This is a genomic window from Neisseria sp. DTU_2021_1001991_1_SI_NGA_ILE_055, assembly GCF_032342915.1.
Lineage (GTDB): Bacteria > Pseudomonadota > Gammaproteobacteria > Burkholderiales > Neisseriaceae > Neisseria.
The window spans coordinates 2,317,689-2,334,027 of record NZ_CP135440.1; the positions used below are offsets into that span (position 1 = coordinate 2,317,689).

The window sequence follows — 16,339 nt, forward strand, 5'->3', positions numbered from 1 at the left end:
AGCTGTTTATATAAAACAGTGATTTAAATAAAATTAAGGAAAGACAGAACATGAACAAATTACTGATTGCCGTAATGATGATGGCTGGTTTGACAGCTTGTTCCCAAGAGGCTAAACAGGAGACACAAGAGACTGCTCAAGCCGTTGCATCTGAAGTGAAAACCGAAGCCGCTTCTGCTGCCGATGCGACTGCATCTGCCGCTCAAGAAGCAGCTGATAAGGTTGAAGCCGCTGCCAGCAAAGCAGAGGAAGCTGCCAAACCTGAAGAAGCCGCCAAGCCCGAAGAGAAAGCCGAAGCGCCTGCCACTGAAGCCAAGCCTGCCGAATCCGCCAAAGTGGACGGCAAAGCTGTTTTTGAAGCGAACTGTAAAGCATGCCACGGCGGCTTGATTCCCGGCGCTCCGGCCGTAGGCAAAAAAGAAGACTGGGCGCCTCGCATTAAACAAGGCAAAGACACCTTGCACAAACACGCCCTCGAAGGCTTCAATTCCATGCCTGCCAAAGGCGGCAACGGCAGCTTAAGCGACGACGAAGTGAAAGCCGCAGTTGACTACATGGCCAACGAATCCGGCGCTAAATTCTAAATCATGCCGATTGAAACGCACCTTGTCACAAGGTGCGTTTTTTATGGGCAGGCGGATGAAAGTTGAAATAGGGCCGATAAACGGGCAAAGGCCGTCTGAAACATTTTATTTTGAAGCGCAATCGGCTAAAATCAGGCGAATGATTTTATGCAGGAGCAAACCATGAGCAATCAACACGACAACGTAGATGCCGGCGAAATCGCCAAGTTCAGCCAAATTGCCGACAAATGGTGGGATAAAAACGGCGAATTCAAGCCCCTGCATGACATCAACCCCTTGCGCCTCGACTATATCGACGGCTATGCCGGATTGGCGGGCAAACGCGTGCTGGATGTAGGCTGCGGCGGCGGTATTTTGTCGGAAAGCATGGCCAAACGCGGCGCAGAACACGTTACCGGCATCGATATGGCGGAAAAATCCCTGCAAACCGCCGCTGCCCATGCGGCCGCCCAACACGTTGCCAATATCGATTACCGCTGCATCCGCGTCGAAGACCTCGCCGCCGAGCAGCCGCATAGCTTTGACGTGGTAACGTGTATGGAAATGATGGAACACGTTCCCGATCCGGCCGCCATCGTTCAAGCTTGTGCGAAACTGGTCAAACCAGACGGCATGGTGTTTTTCTCCACCATCAACCGCAATCCCAAATCTTATCTGCATCTGATTGTCGGCGCGGAATATCTGTTGAAATTTGTCCCCAAAGGCACGCACGACTGGAAAAAATTCATCACGCCGGCAGAACTCGCGCGCATGTGCCGCCAAGCCGGATTGGATACCGTCGGCAGCAAGGGCATGACCTACAATTTGTTGAGCGGCCGTTATTCCCTGTGCGATTCGACCGAAGTCAACTACATGGTGGCCTGCCGTCCGGCATAAGGTTCAACGGATAAAATACACGGGCTTGCCCGATATTTGAAACGGTATGTCGAAAGCAGCTCGATGCAAATATCGGTAAGGCAAATCAGGCCGTCTGAAAAGAAAAAAGGCATGTGCGATACATGCCTTTTTTGTATGTGGGTCGTACTCGTTATTCCGTCCAAGACGAATACGGATGTTTGCTCAAATACGCATTGGTGAATTTACCGTCAGACGTGATTTCCTTGCCCAGCCAAGACGGTTTGGGGAACTCGGTATCTTCAGACGGCAATTCGATTTCCGCCACAATCAAGGGCGCATTGTCGCCGAAATATTCGTCGATTTCATACACAAAGCCTTCAAATTCGACACGATAGCGGTATTTTTCCATTTTAAACGGGCACATATCCGCCATCATCGCCTGCGCGTGAGCCAACGGGATTTCGTATTCAAACTCGCTGCGCGTCATGTCGGAAATATAGCCTTTCAGGGTCAGCCAGGCTTGCGAACCGATAATCCGCACACGGATGGTGCGCTCTTTTTCCACGCTCAAATAGCCCTGTTGCAACACCAGCGGCTCGCTTGCCGCTTCGCGCCAACTGTCATCCGCCAGCAAAAAGCGGCGTTCGATTTCGACCGTCATGAATTCTTTCCTTATTTACCAAACAGGCCGTCTGAAGATCAAAACGGCTTGAAAACCACCATATAAAGCGCGGCCACCATCATCAATACGGGGAGTTCGTTGAATACCCGATACCAGCGGTGCGAATACACATTGCTGCCGTTTTGAAAACGGCGCAGCAGCAGGCCGCAATAAAGCTGGTAAGCCAAGAGCAGCAGGCCGCACAATAATTTAACCGCCAGCCAGCCGTTGCCCCACCAATTGTTGACAAAGCCGATGGCCGCGCCGAATATCAGTGTTCCCCAGCCCAAAGGCGACATAAAGCGGTACAGCCGCCGGGACATATCCGTCAGCCGTACATATTCCGCGCTGCCGGGTTCCAATTGTGCCAGATTCACATAAATCCGCGGCAGATAAAACAGTCCGGCAAACCAAGAAATTACAAAAAATATGTGTAACAGCTTAAACCACAAATACATTTCAGACGGCCTCAACACCTAAAACCGTTATTTTATCCGCAATGCGGCCCAAGCCGAAACAAAATAGTCAAAACAATCCGACAAGGTGCGCCGCAACAATGTGTTGCAGGCATGATTTTACCCAAAAGCCAAATTGTAAATTCCGCAATAATATGCACATTGAGATATGCACAATGCAAAAAACTTGCTAGAATCCTATGCTATTTAACTATAAAAGCATTATGGACGGAAAACATGAAACAATTTGAAATCAGCAGCAGCGTCAGAAAAGCGCTTTGCGACTACCTAAATACGCGCAATCTAAACCTCAAAGCCGCCATGGACAATGAAACAACCAATGGCGAAGTCGCGGCCATCGTTCACGCAGGATTGCCGGCGATGATTCGGAAAATCTATTCTTTGGAAAAAATGAAAACCTTTTTCTGGACGAAAAAAGATTTGATGATGGAATTTATCAATATGCGTTTGGCCACCGGCGATAAAAAGGGCAAAAACTAATTTTAGTGATGGGCCGGGGAGATTGGGTTTTGAAATACGTGCTTCAAGTTCTCCCGAAAAAATTGTTAGAGATTGGACGTATTTATTGTTCCTCATTAATTGTGCCAACCGAAAGGCCGTCTGAAACATTTCAGACGGCCTTTAGCGTTGAATCAGCAATTAAAACGGCGGGTTTTCAAATCAAGCTGCGTTGTCGAAACCGCTGTGGCGGAGCAGGGCATCCAAGCTTGGTTCGCGGCCGCGGAAGGCTTTGAAGGATTCGGCTGCGCTGCGCGAACCGCCGACGGCCAGCACTTCTTTCCAGAAGCGGCGGCCGGTTTCGGCCACATCGTCGCTTTCTTCAAACGCTGCGTAAGCGTCTGCGCTCAAAACTTCCGCCCATGCGTAGCTGTAATAGCCTGCGGCGTAGCCGCCGGCGAAGATGTGGCTGAAGCTCAAGGCAAAGCGGTTGTATGCCGGCGGTTGGGTTACGGCGACTTCTTGACGCACTTTTTCCAAGATTTGCGACCATTCTTTCAGACGGCCTTCATCTTCCTGATGGTAGATTTCCATGTCGAAGAGGGCAAATTCCATTTGACGGACGAGGAACATACCGCGTTGGAAGTTTTTGGCCGCGTGCATTTTGTCGAACAGCTCTTTCGGTAATACTGCGCCGGTTTCTTCGTGCGAGGACATTTGCGCCAATACGTCGTATTCCCAAACGAAGTTTTCCATGAATTGGCTAGGCAGCTCGACCGCGTCCCATTCGACGCCGTTGATGCCGGATACGCCCACTTCGTCAACTTGGGTCAACAAGTGGTGCAGGCCGTGGCCGGTTTCGTGGAAGAGGGTGATGATTTCGTCGTGGCTCAAACGCGCTTCTTTGTCGCCGACCGGAGGGGTGAAGTTGCAGACGAGGTAGGCGGTCGGCAGTTGCAGCGTCCCGTCGGCGAAACGGCGGCGGCTTTTGTAGCCGTCCATCCATGCGCCGCCGCGTTTGCCTTCGCGTGCGTACAAGTCCATGTAAACGCCGCCGATGGTTTGGCCGTCTTGTTTCAGCTCGAAATAGCGCACGTCTTTGTGCCAAACTGGGACGGTTTTTTCAGCCAGCTCGATGCCGTACAGTTTTTTGATTTGGGCAAACAGGCCTGCCAATACTTTGCTGATAGGGAAGTATTTTTTCACTTCGGCTTCGCTGAAGGCGTATTTGGCTTGGCGCAGTTTTTCGGCGGCGTAGCTCAAATCCCAAGATTGCGGATCTTCGATATTCAGGCTCTCGCGCGCAAAGGCTTTGATTTCGGCAAAGTCTTTTTCGGCAAACGGTTTGGCGCGGCGGGCAAGGTCGTGCAGGAAGTTTAAAACCTGTTCGGGCGTGTCGGCCATTTTGGTTGCCAGCGACAGCTCGGCGTAGTTTTTGAAACCGAGCAGTTTGGCGGTTTTCAATGCGTTTTCGAGGGTGCGGTCGATGTTGGCCGTATTGTCGAATTTGCCGTCGTCGGACAATTCGCTGGCGCGGGTAACGTAGGCGCGGTAGATTTGTTCGCGCAGTTCGCGGTTGTCGGCGTATTGGATGACGGCGAGGTAGTGCGGAATTTGCAGGCCGATTTTGTAGCCTGTTTTGCCTTCGCTTTGCGCGGCGGCGGCAAACATGGCGATGGAGTCTTCGGGAATGCCGGCAAGCGGCGCGGCATCGTCAAAGTAAATGCCGAAAGCGTCGGTTGCGTCTTGGATGTTTTGTGCGAATTTGGCACCCAGTTGCGCGCCTTCGGTTTGCAATTGCGCCAGTTCTGCCTGCTGTTCGGGCGGCAATTCGGCACCGCTGAGGACGAAGTCACGCAAGTCGTGGTTGAGCTTGGTTTGCTGCGCCGGGGAGAGGGTGTCGAATTCGGCAGAATTTTTGATGATTTTGAAGCGGTTGTACAACTCGATGTCTTGACCGATTTCGGTGAAGAAAATGGTGATTTCGGGCATCAATTCGTTGTATACGGCACGCAGCTCGGGCGTGTCGACTACGGAGTTGAGATGGGAAACCACGCTCCAAATGCGGCCGACGCGTTCGGTAATGTCGGTCAGTTTTTCGACAGTGTTTGCCCAGTCGGTGTGCGTTTGCGCTTTGATGGCGGCGATTTGTTCGCGCGCTTCGGCAATGGCGGTTTGCAGGGCGGGTTTGATGTCTTCGGTTTTGATTTGGTCGAAACGGGGTTCTTCGCCCAAGTGGAGCAGGACGTTGTCGCTCATATGGTTTCTCCTGAATAAGATGGTTTCAGACGGCCTTTGGGCCGTCTGAAAAGAAAACGATAGGCGTTATATGGTGGCAGACAGGCAGAATTAAAGTGTTTTGCCTGCCTGTCGGCCAACCTTATTCCGGACCGCGCGGATTGGCGTGCAACGGGGCGGCCAGTTCGAGGCGCATCGGTGTGCCTTTCGGAGCAAATACGGCATTGGCAACATTGGTTTGCAGGGATTCGGCAAACGAGCCGCGATATACTTTTGCGCCTTGGTGGGTCAGGTTGGATTGTACATCGACGTACACTTCGCCGCCGATTTGACGCCAGAGGTGGCAGAAGGTGTAATCTTCGGACAGGTAGCGTTTGCTTTTCGGATCAACCATGCAGTCGAAGAAGCGGTAGTGTAGGCCTTTGTCTTCTCTGTTGTAGTCGCTGTCGGAGATGTAGTTCAACTCGGGGTAGGCTGCCATCATTTTTTCAAATACGCTGCGCTTGATAACCATAAAGCCGGTTGGCGCGTCATGGACTTTCATAAAACCGTCTTCATCGACTTTCAGTACGATTTCACCGTTTTCGTCTTTGTCGTTGGTGTTGATGGTATAAGAAGTGTACATGCGCTCGAAGTCGGCTTGGGTTGTGCCAGCCGGAACGCCTTCTTCAGGCCAGTTGTCGCGTTTGAGCGGATAAATGCCTGCTACAACGTCTTTGTCTGCCAAGAGCAGGCGGTAGAATGAGTCGGGAGAGAAACCGATGTCGGAGTCAATCCAGAATAAATGCGTCCATTCTTTGTTTTCCAAAAATCTGGCCACGCAGTTGTTGCGCGCGCGCGTAATCAGGCTTTCGCCGCGCTGCATCATTACTTGAAGCGGCAGGCCGTGTGCGGCGTTGGTGTGGACGATGTTCAGAAGCGAGAGGGTGTAGTTGTGGAAATATTTGCCGTCATGGCTGGGGGTCATAATGACTGGGTACATTTCGGCAAGTGCTGATTCGGGCAACATGAGTTTTCCTTATTGTTTATTGTGAACCTCGGTATTGTAAGGTATTTGATAGTATATATAAACTGGACTATTTTAATTTATTGAGTAATCGGCATTGCGTGCGTAAGAATTCGTCCAAAACCGCCTGTTGGATTTCCAAGCGTTTGGCTACGGGCGAGGCAAAGCGCACGATGATGTTGTACACTTTGTCATCATGTGGCACTCGGGATACACGCGGCTGGGCGGCGGGCGTGATAAACAATTTTTGGGTTTGCACGTTTTCCAAATGCTGCTTGATGGCAGGGACATAAGGCTCGCACAAGGGTTCAAGAACATCTTTCAGACGGCCTATGATTTCGTCCGAATCCAAATGAATCGGTACGGGGATTTCCACCGTATGAATCACATAATCGCCCAAAATATTGTCGCGGCGCACGGTGTGGCTTAGAAGCAGGCTGTTGGGAAACGAGAGCGTTTTGCCGGAAAGCTGGCCGATCAACGGATTAGGGCCGATTTGCATCATCAGCGTGTTCAGCATATTGATATCGACCACCCGTCCGCGCAGGCCGTTGATTTCGATGTAGTCGCCGATGGAGTATTGTTTGGTTACCGAGCGCAGGATGCTGCCGGACAAACACATAATCAGCTCTTTGGTCGCCACCACAATCGCTGCGGCTACCGCAAACATGGACAACGCCAAAGTTTGAATCTGCGCCGCCCAAATCATCGCCAGCCCGAGCAGGATCAGCAGCATGGTTACGTTGCGGCTGAACACCAGCGAGCGGCGTTTGTTTTCAATGCTCAAATCCGGATGGCTGCGAAAATGCGCCGAGAGCAAAATGCTGCGTCCGGCAATAACGGCCACAATCATCAATACCGACATCAATGCCGATTTAATGATTTCTTCACTGACAGGCAAAGCGTTCAGCCATTCATGCATGGTGTTCCACATAATCCTGTTTCCTTTCCCTTCTTAGGCCGTCTGAAAACCCATGCGTTCAAAAATTTCTGCCGCACACGCTTCCGATACCGCAAACAAAGTCGCCACGCTGCCCAAAGCCCGTTGCGCCGCCGCGCTCAAATCGTCGCGGCACACTTCGCCCAGCCACTCAACCGGCCGCACCAGCGACATTTTTTCATCGTCCCATTGCGGACAATGCACCGCGCCGCCCGTAACCCTGCCGACCCGATAACGGCGCAGGGCAGGCGAGTAGGTCAGTACGGCATCTCCATCGGCCAACTCATTAACAAACCGCCACATCTGAGCCGCACCCGATTGCGCCGTTCTCAACTTCACATCCGGCACGGCCGAACGGTAAATATCCGTCAGTTCCTCTCGGCCAAAACCCTTGGCCGCCGCTTCGGCCAGCATGGGCCAGGCCAACGCCGCCACGCCGCGTTCAAAAAATACATCATAAAGCGCACCTTGCGTGCTGCGAACCATATAAAGTCTGGCTTGTTTTCCCATTGCAGTACCTGTTTGTTTGAAGGATTCATCCCTTGGTTTCAATATTACCCGTTACGGCTGAAAAATTCGATATTCAGCATAGGCGGAAAGGGTTAAATTACCCACTGAAAATAAATGAATGATAAATAAAAGGCCGTCTGAAAAATAAAATAGGCTGATATATCAACAGATGATATATCGTAACAATATATTAATAACTGTAAAATTTTTTACGTTTGCATCAAAAAAAGATAAGATAAAAAATCAATCGCGAAAGATTGCTATTCACTGAACATTAGGAGAGAAAAAATGACCTGTAAAACCCACGAACATCATGACCACGTTCACGGCGCAAACTGCGGCCACACTGCCATCAAACACGAAGGCCACGTCGATTATCTGCACGACGGCCACCTGCACCATGAACACAACGGCCACTACGACGAGCACGCCCTGAGCGTCAATGAAACCAATCCTGACGGTTGCCATCCGGTTGACACCTGCCACGGCCACGTTCACGGCGAAGGTTGCGGCCATGAAGCCGTACCGCACGGCGATCACGTCGACTACATCGTCAACGGCCGCCTGCATCACCAACACGGCGACCACTGCGACGACCACGGTCCGGTTGAAATCGTTAAATAAAACTGTTTTTCAGACGGCCTCTGATATGGGGCATCTGTAGGGAAAGGGGGTGTATTTTCACCCCCTTTTCATATATATTGTCGTACCCTACACTAAAACAGCCATTATCATGTTTGACATCATATTTGTATTGGTATTCGGCAGGCTCCAAGCCTCCGGAACACTGAATTTCCCCGATAGGCTTTATCCCATCTGGAAATGGGCGCTAGGCGCAGGCATGCTTTATGCCGCGATAGGGACAATGCTGGGATACGTTTTCTCCGGTTCCTTCTCCCTAGTCAGCTTTGTGCTGATTATTGTCTTGTCATCCGCCTGGTTCTCTCTGTATTTCAAACTGCTGCGGCTTACCGCCTCAAAAACTGTACTGAACCAATGTATTTACTGGGTGCTTGGCATTCTTTCGGCATTGTCGCTCCCCTTTGTTGTGGGTTATCTTTCCTTATTAGTCAAAGGCTTTTTGCAGTAAACTTTTCAGATAATTGCTCTATTCAATAAGGCCGTCTGAGAAGGGGTAAGTTTTATTGGCAGAAAAAGCCGTTTGGGTAAAGCGGTTTGTTGTATGAACGAAGCCGTCTTTCAGACGGTTTTTTTATTTCTGTATAATGGGTAGGCCTTCAGTAAATCTTATTGATTTTATGATACAATTTCGCCTCGTTTTTATTAACGGTAGGACTTTTGCAACGTGGACTGGATGAACAATCTGTTTTTGCTCGGCGGGGCGTTATTGTTTTTAAGCGTGGTTTCGACCACTTTGTCGGCAAGGCTGGGGATGCCGCTTTTGTTAGTGTTTCTGGCGGTTGGAATGTTGGCGGGTGAGGACGGTATCGGGCGCATCGATTTTGACAATTTCGTTTTGGCCAACGTCATCAGTCAGCTTGCGTTAGCCGTCATTTTGCTTGACGGCGGGTTGCGGACCCAGCTTTCAAGTTTCCGAATTGCATTGAAGCCTTCTGCGGTATTGGCGACATGGGGCGTGTTTGCCACCGTGTTGTCTTTGGGATTGTTCGCCACATTTTATTTGGGTTTGGATTGGAAATTCGGTGTACTGATGGCGGCGATTGTCGGCTCAACCGATGCGGGGGCCGTGTTCAGTCTGCTGCGCCACAGCGGCGTGCGCCTAAATGACAGGGTACAGGCGACTTTGGAAATCGAATCCGGTGCGAACGATCCGATGGCGATTTTTTTAGTTACCGCCCTGATTACCATGATTACTAACCCCGAACAATCAGGTGTGTTGGCATTTTTATGGATGCTGCTGCTCCAAATCGGCTTCGGCCTGCTGATGGGGTGGGCGGGCGGAATGGTGTTGGCGAAACTCGTACGTCGTCTGAACCTTGCGGAAGGATTGTACGCGCTGATGATTGTGTCAGGCGGCCTGTGGGTATTCGCATTTACCAATACCATCGGTGGCAGCGGCTTCTTGGCGGTTTATCTGGCGGGGATTATCGTCGGCAACCAGCATACCCGCGCAACCGAACACGTTTGGCGTGTGATGGACGGCCTGGCGTGGCTGGCGCAGGCGACTTTGTTCGTCGTACTGGGTTTGTTGGTAACGCCCAGCAGCGTTTGGGAAAAAAGCGTCGATGCCTTGGTTATCGCCGTATTCCTCATGCTGGTCGCCCGTCCGCTTGCCGTTTTCAGCGGCTTGTGGAAATTCGGATACAGTGTGCGTGAAAAAGCCTACATCAGTTGGCTCGGGTTGCGCGGCGCAGTACCGATTTCTTTGGCGATGATGCCTTTGGTCATGGGCGTGCCGAATTCTGAACTGTTGTTCAATGTCGCCTTTGCCGTCGTCGTACTTTCCCTGCTGATTCAAGGAACGACGATACCCGTCATGGCGCGTCTGCTCAAGGTCGCCATGCCGCCCAAACCCGAGCCGGAAGGAATGCACGACATTTGGCTGTCGGAACACGAAGCCGTGGCTTTGTTTTCTTTTAAGGTAACGAAGGAATCTGAGGCGGAAGGCAAGCATCCCGATGCCGTCACCCCCATTTCGGAGTCGTTTGACTTGCGCTGTTTCGCGCTGATACGTGACGGGCGGAAAATCGAAATGCAGAATGATACGGTTTTGAGGGAAGGCGATACGGCTTGAGACCTTTGCAAAATTCCTCAAAATCCCCTAAATTCCCACAAAGACATTTAGGGGATTTTTCATGAGTACCTTCTTCCAGCAAACCGCACAAGCCATGATTGCCAAACACATCGACCGCTTCCCGCTATTGAAGTTGGATCAGGTGATTGATTGGCAACCGATCGAACAATACCTGAATCGTCAAAAAATCCGTTACCTCCGAGACCACCGCGGCCGTCCCGCCTATCCCCTGTTGTCCATGTTCAAAGCCGTCCTGCTCGGACAATGGCACAGCCTCTCCGATCCCGAACTCGAACACAGCCTCATCACCCGCATCGATTTCAACCTGTTTTGCCGTTTTGACGAACTGAGCATCCCCGATTACAGCACCTTATGCCGCTACCGCAACTGGCTGGCGCAAGACAACACCCTGTCCGAACTACTGGAACTGATCAACCGCCAACTGACCGAAAAAGGCCTAAAAATAGAGAAAGCATCCGCCGCCGTCGTTGATGCCACTATTATTCAGACCGCCGGCAGCAAACAGCGCCAGGCCATAGAAGTCGACGAGGAAGGACAAGTCAGCGGCCAAGCCACACCGAGTAAAGACAGCGATGCCCGTTGGATAAAGAAAAACGGCCTCTACAAACTCGGTTACAAACAACATACCCGTACCGATGAGGAAGGCTATATCGAGAAACTGCACATCACCCCCGCCAATGTCCATGAGTGCAACCATCTTTCCCCTTTGTTGGAGGGCATTGCCGAAGGCACGACCGTCTATGCCGACAAAGGCTACGACAGTAAGGAAAACCGGCAACATCTGAAAGAGCATCGGCTGCAGGACGGTATTATGCGCAAAGCCCACCGCAAACATCCGCTGTCGGAAGCGCAAACCAAACGCAACCGATATTTGTCGAAGACCCGTTATGTGGTCGAACAAAGTTTCGGTACGCTGCACCGTAAATTCCGCTATGCCCGGGCAGCCTATTTCGGTCTGATTAAAGTGAGTGCACAAAGCCATCTGAAGGTGATGTGTTTGAACCTTTTGAAAGCCGCCAACAGGCTAAGTGCGCCCGCTGCCGCCTAAAAGGCGGCCGGATGCCTGATTATCAGGTATCCAAGGGGGATTAAGGGGGGATTTGAGTAGAAGCAGTGCATATTTGAAACAAAAACAGCCGAAAATCTTTGTTTGGATCTCGGCTGTCGGAAGGAAAGGAATTTTGCAAAGGTCTCGGCTTGGTATATCCTGCCTGACAGCCAAGTGGACAAAATGGCGAAATACTTCAGTGAAACCGGGCAGAATGTGCGCGAAAATTTTGATTTCTTCGGCGAATTTGCCGTCGACCCGTATGTCAATACCGGCGATTTGGCAGCGGCGTACGGGTTGAAGCTGGAAGACGGCGAAGCCGGTATGAGCCTGCTCGAATGGTTTCAATCCAGAGGAGGCAGCGCGCAGCCCGTCGAGGGCGACCGCATTGTCGTTGACGGGTTTTCATTGACGGTTAAAGAAACCGATCAGAACGGTGTCGTGAAGAGTATGGGGTTGAAAGTACCACGTCGGGAAAGCTAGGCTATGTCGTGATTTCTACATAAAAGACCAAACGACGACAGATTTTCTGTATATTGGTGCTTGCAATATTTATTGCGGTGATGGTACGGTCTTATGTTTGGGCACAATATTTTGATTTAGGAATGAATACGCCGGATAGAATTTGTTAAAACTACAGGGTATTTATTTTATGGCAATACTTTCATTCTAGAAAAATCATAAAGGAAAATAGCTTTTGTAATGAAATTGAAAAAGGCCGTCTGAACGTATGGTTTCAGACGGCCTTTAGTGTTACCAATTCACGCGGACTGCCCTGCTGCCGAGCAATGTTTCCAGTTCTTCAAACAAAGCGGTGCTTGGCGTTACCATCCATTTGGGCGCAATTTTCAATTTGCCTGATGCTTTGCCGTTGCTGTACGACAGTTGCAGTGGGATGTGCGCCGTATCGGGCAGGCGGTGGGCGGTGAGGATGGCGGCGAGGCGCGTGATGTCGTGGCCGGGTGCGAGGGCGAGGCTGAGGCTGCGGGCGTAGCGTTCGCGCGCCATTTGCAGGGTCATGACTTGGTTTGCCATGATGCGCAGACCGTCGCCACCGCCGTAGTCGTCGCGGCTGACTTTGGATTCGATAATCAGCACTTGGTCGGACTTGAGGTAGTCGGCGCAGTTTTCCAGCGTCTGGCCGCTGACCATGATTTCAATTTGTCCGCTCAAATCTTCGAGGCCGACGAAGGCGATTTTGCCGCGCTTGCCCATCATGGTGCGCACGGCGGTCACGAATCCGGCGAGGCGCACGCTGTCTTGCGGTTTCAGACGGCCTAATTTGGTCGGGGCGATTTGGCGGACTTCTTGGGCATACGGGCCGAACGGGTGGCCGGACAGGTAAAAGCCGATGACGGTTTTTTCTTCGGCGAGTTTTTCCGATTCGCTCCACATGGGCGCGTCGATGAGCTGCACCGGTTCGATGGCGTCTTCCATCATGTCAAACAGCCCGCCCTGATTGGCGTTGGCGGCTTTTTGGTCGGCGTTGTTCATGGCGAGGTCGATATTTGCCAAGAGCATGGCGCGGTTGGGTTCGATGCTGTCGAACGCGCCGCCGCGTATCAGGGCTTCGAGGGTGCGGCGGTTCATGTGTTCTTTGCCGACGCGCTCGCAGAAGTCCAAGAGGCCGGTAAACTTGCCGCCGCTTTGACGCGCGGCGATGATGGATTCGACGGCGGCTTCGCCCGTGCCTTTAATCGCGCCGAGTGCATAGCGGATTTTCATGTTCGGATACGGCGTGAAGCGGTAGTCGGATTCGTTGATGTCGGGCGGCAGGAACTCGATGCCGTTGGCACGGCAGTCGTCGTAGAAATGCTTGAGCTGGTCGGTGTTGTCCAATTCAGACGACATGGTCGCCGCCATAAATTCGGCGGGGTAATGGGCTTTGAGCCATGCGGTCTGGTAGGAAATCAGGGCGTAGGCGGCGGCGTGGGATTTGTTGAAACCGTAGCCGGCGAATTTTTCCATGTAGTTGAAGATTTCGTCGGATTTTTCGCGCGAAATGCCTTGTTTTGCCGCGCCTTCGGCGAAGATTTCGCGGTGTTTCACCATCTCTTCGGGCTTTTTCTTACCCATGGCACGACGCAGCAAGTCCGCACCGCCGAGCGAGTAGCCGCCGATAATCTGCGCCGCCTGCATCACTTGTTCCTGATACACCATAATCCCGTAGGTCGGCGCGAGGATACCTTCCAGCAGCGGGTGGATGTATTGGAATTCCTGCCCCTTCATGCGAGCGACGAAGTCGGGAATGTTGTCCATTGGGCCGGGGCGGTAGAGCGATACGAAGGCGATGAGTTCTTCAAACTTGGTGGTGTGCGCCGTTTTCAGCATTTTTTTCATGCCGGTCGACTCGAACTGGAAGACGGCGGTGGTGTTCGCATCGCGGAAGATTTGGTAGGCGGCCTGGTCGTCGAGCGGGATTTTGCCGACATCGACAATATCGCCGGTGGTGTTTTTGATGTTGTTCTGCGCCATTTCGATAATGGTCAGGTTGCGCAGACCCAAAAAGTCGAATTTCACCAAACCCACGTCTTCCACGTCGCCCTTGTCGTACATGGATACGGGCGAGGCGGATTCGTCCGCCTGATACACGGGGCTGTAATCGGAAATCTTGCCCGGCGCAATCAACACGCCGCCCGCGTGCATACCCAGACCGCGCGTCAGGTCTTCCAGCTTTTTCGCCAACGTAATCAGTTCATCCGCTTCTTCCGCTTCAATCAATTCCTGAATCTGTGGCTCGGCCTCCATGGCTTTTTCCAAACTCAGGGGTTTGTTGGCTTCCAACGGAATCAGCTTGGACAGTTTGTCGCACAGCATAAACGGCAGTTCCAGCACGCGCCCCACGTCGCGGATCACCGCTTTGGACGACATCGTGCCGAAGGTAACAATCTGGCTCACCGCATCTGCGCCATATTTCTCGCGCACATATTCAATCACGCGGCCGCGGTTTGCCTGACAGAAGTCGACGTCAAAGTCGGGCATGGAAACGCGTTCGGGGTTCAAGAAGCGTTCGAACAGCAGTGCGTATTTGAGCGGATCAAGGTCGGTAATCTTCAATGAATACGCCACCAGCGAGCCTGCGCCCGAACCACGGCCCGGCCCGACCGGGCAGCCGTGCGTTTTCGCCCAGTTGATAAAGTCTTGTACGATAAGGAAATAGCCGGGGAATTTCATCTGGATGATGATGTTCAGCTCAAAATCCAAACGTTCCTGATATTCCGGCATCTTTGCCGCACGCTCCGCCTCGTCGGGATAAAGCTGAACCATGCGTTCCTGCAAGCCCTCGTTGGACAGTTTCACCAAATAATCGTCCAGCGACAGGCCGCCCGGAGTAGGGAAGAGCGGCAGGAAGTTTTTGCCCAATGTGATGTGCAGATTACAGCGTTTGGCGATTTCCACCGTGTTTTCTAGGGCCTCGGGCAAATCGGCGAAACGCTCCAGCATCGTTTCCGGCGGAATGAAAAACTGGCTCGGCATAAAATCACGCGGACGTTTTTTGTCCGTCAGCACCCAGCCGCCCGCGATGCACACCCGCGCCTCGTGCGCGTTGAAATCGTCGCGGCTCATAAACTGCGTCGGATGCGTCGCCACCACCGGCAAACCCAACTCCTCCGCCAGCTTCACGCTGCCCGAAACGCAAGCCTCCCATTCGGGACGTTCGGGCAGGCGTTGCAGCTCCAGATAAAACGCATCGGGAAACCACGCCGCATATTTCAACGCTGCCGCACGCGCCGCGTCTTCATTGCCGTTTAAGAGATTCACGCCCACTTCGCCGTAATGCGCGCCGCTCAAACAAATCAAGCCGCTGTTGTCACCGTTTTCCAGCCATTCGGGATTGAGTTCCGCATGATGGACATTGCGGTCTTTGCCGACATAAGCCGCCGTCAGAAGCTCGCTCAAGCGCAGATAGCCCGCATCGTTGCGGATAATCAGCATGGCGCGGAACGGCTTGTCGGGCGCATTCGGATTGCCTATCCACACGTCCGCCGCGCCGATGGGCTTAATCCCTGCGCTGCGGCAGGCTTTATAGAATTTCACCAAACCGAATTCGTTCATCAAATCGCTGATGCCCAAAGCAGGCAAACCGTATTCCTGCGCTTTGGCGATCAGTTTTTTAATCCGCACCATACCGTCGGTAATCGAAAACTCGGTATGTAGGCGCAGGGGGATATAGGTCGGCTCGGTCATGGCAAAATCGGCGGAAAAAGAAAAGCTGTATTGTAGCAGGGTTGACAAAGGCCGTCTGAAATGAGAGAAGCGAGTTTCGCTAAAATTAAGCGTAGCAAGTTTTATCAGAATGAATAAAACAGGAGGAGGATTTTCTTTCAGACGGCCATGTTAAAATATTGCCATCATTAAAAAGGATTGAATTATGGAAGCCACTGTCTATCTTGAAGACAACGAATACATCGCCTTATGCGACCTGTTGAAACTGGCCGGACTTGCCGAAAGCGGAGGACAGGCAAAAGCGTTTATCGCCGAAGGGCTGGTGTTGCGCAACGGCGAAACCGAAACGCGTAAAACCGCCAAGATACGAGGCGGCGAAGTGATTGAGTTTGACGGTGCGTGCTTGGAAATCGCCGATGGATACGACCCTGAAGAATAAGGCCGAAGCCATCTTGGGCGAGCCGCTTTTAGACGAACCCGTCCGTCCCGAGTCGTGGGAATGTTGCAGCAGCGAGTGCGGCGATGCCTGTATTCAGACAATGTATTGGGCGGAAAAAGCCAGATATGATGCGCAACAGCGGAAATTGAAAGAAGCGGGTTGGACTGATGGCGAAGATGAGGCAAAGGCCGTCTGAAAACGATTGGGCTTGATAGGAGCTGTGTTTCAAACAATGCTGCATTAAAGCCAATGCCGTCT

16 protein-coding genes and 1 pseudogene are annotated in these 16,339 nt (G+C 52.1%); 10 read left to right on the forward strand and 7 right to left on the reverse strand.

All coding sequences use genetic code 11. The features are described from left to right. Window positions 1–50: 50 nt before the first annotated feature. Both RRV97_RS11020 and ubiG read left to right on the forward strand, forming a co-directional pair. A complete protein-coding gene (locus RRV97_RS11020) occupies window positions 51–584 on the forward strand; it encodes a c-type cytochrome (RefSeq protein WP_315611537.1) in 534 nt (177 codons plus the stop codon). A 162-nt stretch (window positions 585–746) separates the two neighbouring features. Continuing rightward, the gene (gene ubiG, locus RRV97_RS11025) at window positions 747–1,460 is read left to right on the forward strand and encodes a bifunctional 2-polyprenyl-6-hydroxyphenol methylase/3-demethylubiquinol 3-O-methyltransferase UbiG (protein WP_049333599.1); all 714 of its coding nucleotides are present in this window, start codon (window positions 747–749) and stop codon (window positions 1,458–1,460) included. Window positions 1,461–1,611: 151 nt separating this feature from the next. Here the strand turns inward: ubiG and RRV97_RS11030 are convergent, their stop codons facing one another. Together RRV97_RS11030 and RRV97_RS11035 are read right to left on the reverse strand one after the other, a co-directional pair. Beyond that, window positions 1,612–2,082, reverse strand: coding sequence for a CYTH domain-containing protein (locus RRV97_RS11030; RefSeq protein ID WP_070765232.1), 471 nt, complete (start codon window positions 2,080–2,082; stop codon window positions 1,612–1,614). Window positions 2,083–2,120: 38 nt separating this feature from the next. Then, complete coding sequence (locus RRV97_RS11035) at window positions 2,121–2,540, reverse strand: CopD family protein (protein WP_036492713.1); 420 nt, start codon at window positions 2,538–2,540, stop codon at window positions 2,121–2,123. A gap of 234 nt (window positions 2,541–2,774) precedes the next feature. On the opposite strand from RRV97_RS11035, the gene RRV97_RS11040 reads away from it, so the two are divergent. Next, window positions 2,775–3,038, forward strand: coding sequence for a hypothetical protein (locus RRV97_RS11040; protein WP_315611538.1), 264 nt, complete (start codon window positions 2,775–2,777; stop codon window positions 3,036–3,038). Window positions 3,039–3,218: 180 nt separating this feature from the next. Here the strand turns inward: RRV97_RS11040 and RRV97_RS11045 are convergent, their stop codons facing one another. The 4 genes from RRV97_RS11045 to RRV97_RS11060 form a co-directional block, all read right to left on the reverse strand. Next, a complete protein-coding gene (locus tag RRV97_RS11045) occupies window positions 3,219–5,255 on the reverse strand; it encodes a M3 family metallopeptidase (RefSeq protein ID WP_315611539.1) in 2,037 nt (678 codons plus the stop codon). A gap of 121 nt (window positions 5,256–5,376) precedes the next feature. Further along, window positions 5,377–6,243, reverse strand: coding sequence for a hypothetical protein (locus RRV97_RS11050; protein WP_315611540.1), 867 nt, complete (start codon window positions 6,241–6,243; stop codon window positions 5,377–5,379). 67 nt (window positions 6,244–6,310) lie between these two features. Beyond that, window positions 6,311–7,174, reverse strand: a complete 864-nt coding sequence (locus RRV97_RS11055) for a mechanosensitive ion channel family protein (protein ID WP_315611541.1) — start codon at window positions 7,172–7,174, stop codon at window positions 6,311–6,313. Between the two features lie 21 nt (window positions 7,175–7,195). After that, the gene (locus RRV97_RS11060) at window positions 7,196–7,690 is read right to left on the reverse strand and encodes a restriction endonuclease (protein ID WP_315611542.1); all 495 of its coding nucleotides are present in this window, start codon (window positions 7,688–7,690) and stop codon (window positions 7,196–7,198) included. Window positions 7,691–7,978: 288 nt separating this feature from the next. Here RRV97_RS11060 and RRV97_RS11065 point away from each other — a divergent pair, with 288 nt between their 5' ends. From RRV97_RS11065 to RRV97_RS11085, 5 genes and pseudogenes are all read left to right on the forward strand, one after another. Next, entirely contained in the window at window positions 7,979–8,314 is a 336-nt protein-coding gene (locus RRV97_RS11065; protein WP_003684489.1) for a hypothetical protein, read from the forward strand. Between the two features lie 109 nt (window positions 8,315–8,423). Continuing rightward, complete coding sequence (locus RRV97_RS11070) at window positions 8,424–8,780, forward strand: hypothetical protein (protein WP_315611543.1); 357 nt, start codon at window positions 8,424–8,426, stop codon at window positions 8,778–8,780. A 216-nt stretch (window positions 8,781–8,996) separates the two neighbouring features. Next, window positions 8,997–10,403, forward strand: a pseudogene (locus tag RRV97_RS11075) (potassium/proton antiporter); the annotation flags it as partial. 64 nt (window positions 10,404–10,467) lie between these two features. Further along, a complete protein-coding gene (locus tag RRV97_RS11080) occupies window positions 10,468–11,475 on the forward strand; it encodes an IS5 family transposase (protein WP_315611544.1) in 1,008 nt (335 codons plus the stop codon). Window positions 11,476–11,658: 183 nt separating this feature from the next. Continuing rightward, the gene (locus tag RRV97_RS11085; RefSeq protein ID WP_315611545.1) at window positions 11,659–11,958 is read left to right on the forward strand and encodes a transporter associated domain-containing protein; all 300 of its coding nucleotides are present in this window, start codon (window positions 11,659–11,661) and stop codon (window positions 11,956–11,958) included. Between the two features lie 270 nt (window positions 11,959–12,228). Here the strand turns inward: RRV97_RS11085 and dnaE are convergent, their stop codons facing one another. Next, entirely contained in the window at window positions 12,229–15,663 is a 3,435-nt protein-coding gene (gene dnaE, locus RRV97_RS11090) for a DNA polymerase III subunit alpha (protein WP_315612263.1), read from the reverse strand. A 184-nt stretch (window positions 15,664–15,847) separates the two neighbouring features. On the opposite strand from dnaE, the gene RRV97_RS11095 reads away from it, so the two are divergent. Both RRV97_RS11095 and RRV97_RS11100 read left to right on the forward strand, forming a co-directional pair. Then, window positions 15,848–16,081: an RNA-binding S4 domain-containing protein gene (locus tag RRV97_RS11095; RefSeq protein WP_070496424.1), complete on the forward strand. Its 234-nt coding sequence runs from the start codon at window positions 15,848–15,850 to the stop codon at window positions 16,079–16,081. Continuing rightward, window positions 16,059–16,277, forward strand: coding sequence for a hypothetical protein (locus tag RRV97_RS11100; protein ID WP_315611546.1), 219 nt, complete (start codon window positions 16,059–16,061; stop codon window positions 16,275–16,277). Before RRV97_RS11095 ends, RRV97_RS11100 begins: the two co-directional genes overlap by 23 nt. Window positions 16,278–16,339 lie beyond the last annotated feature (62 nt).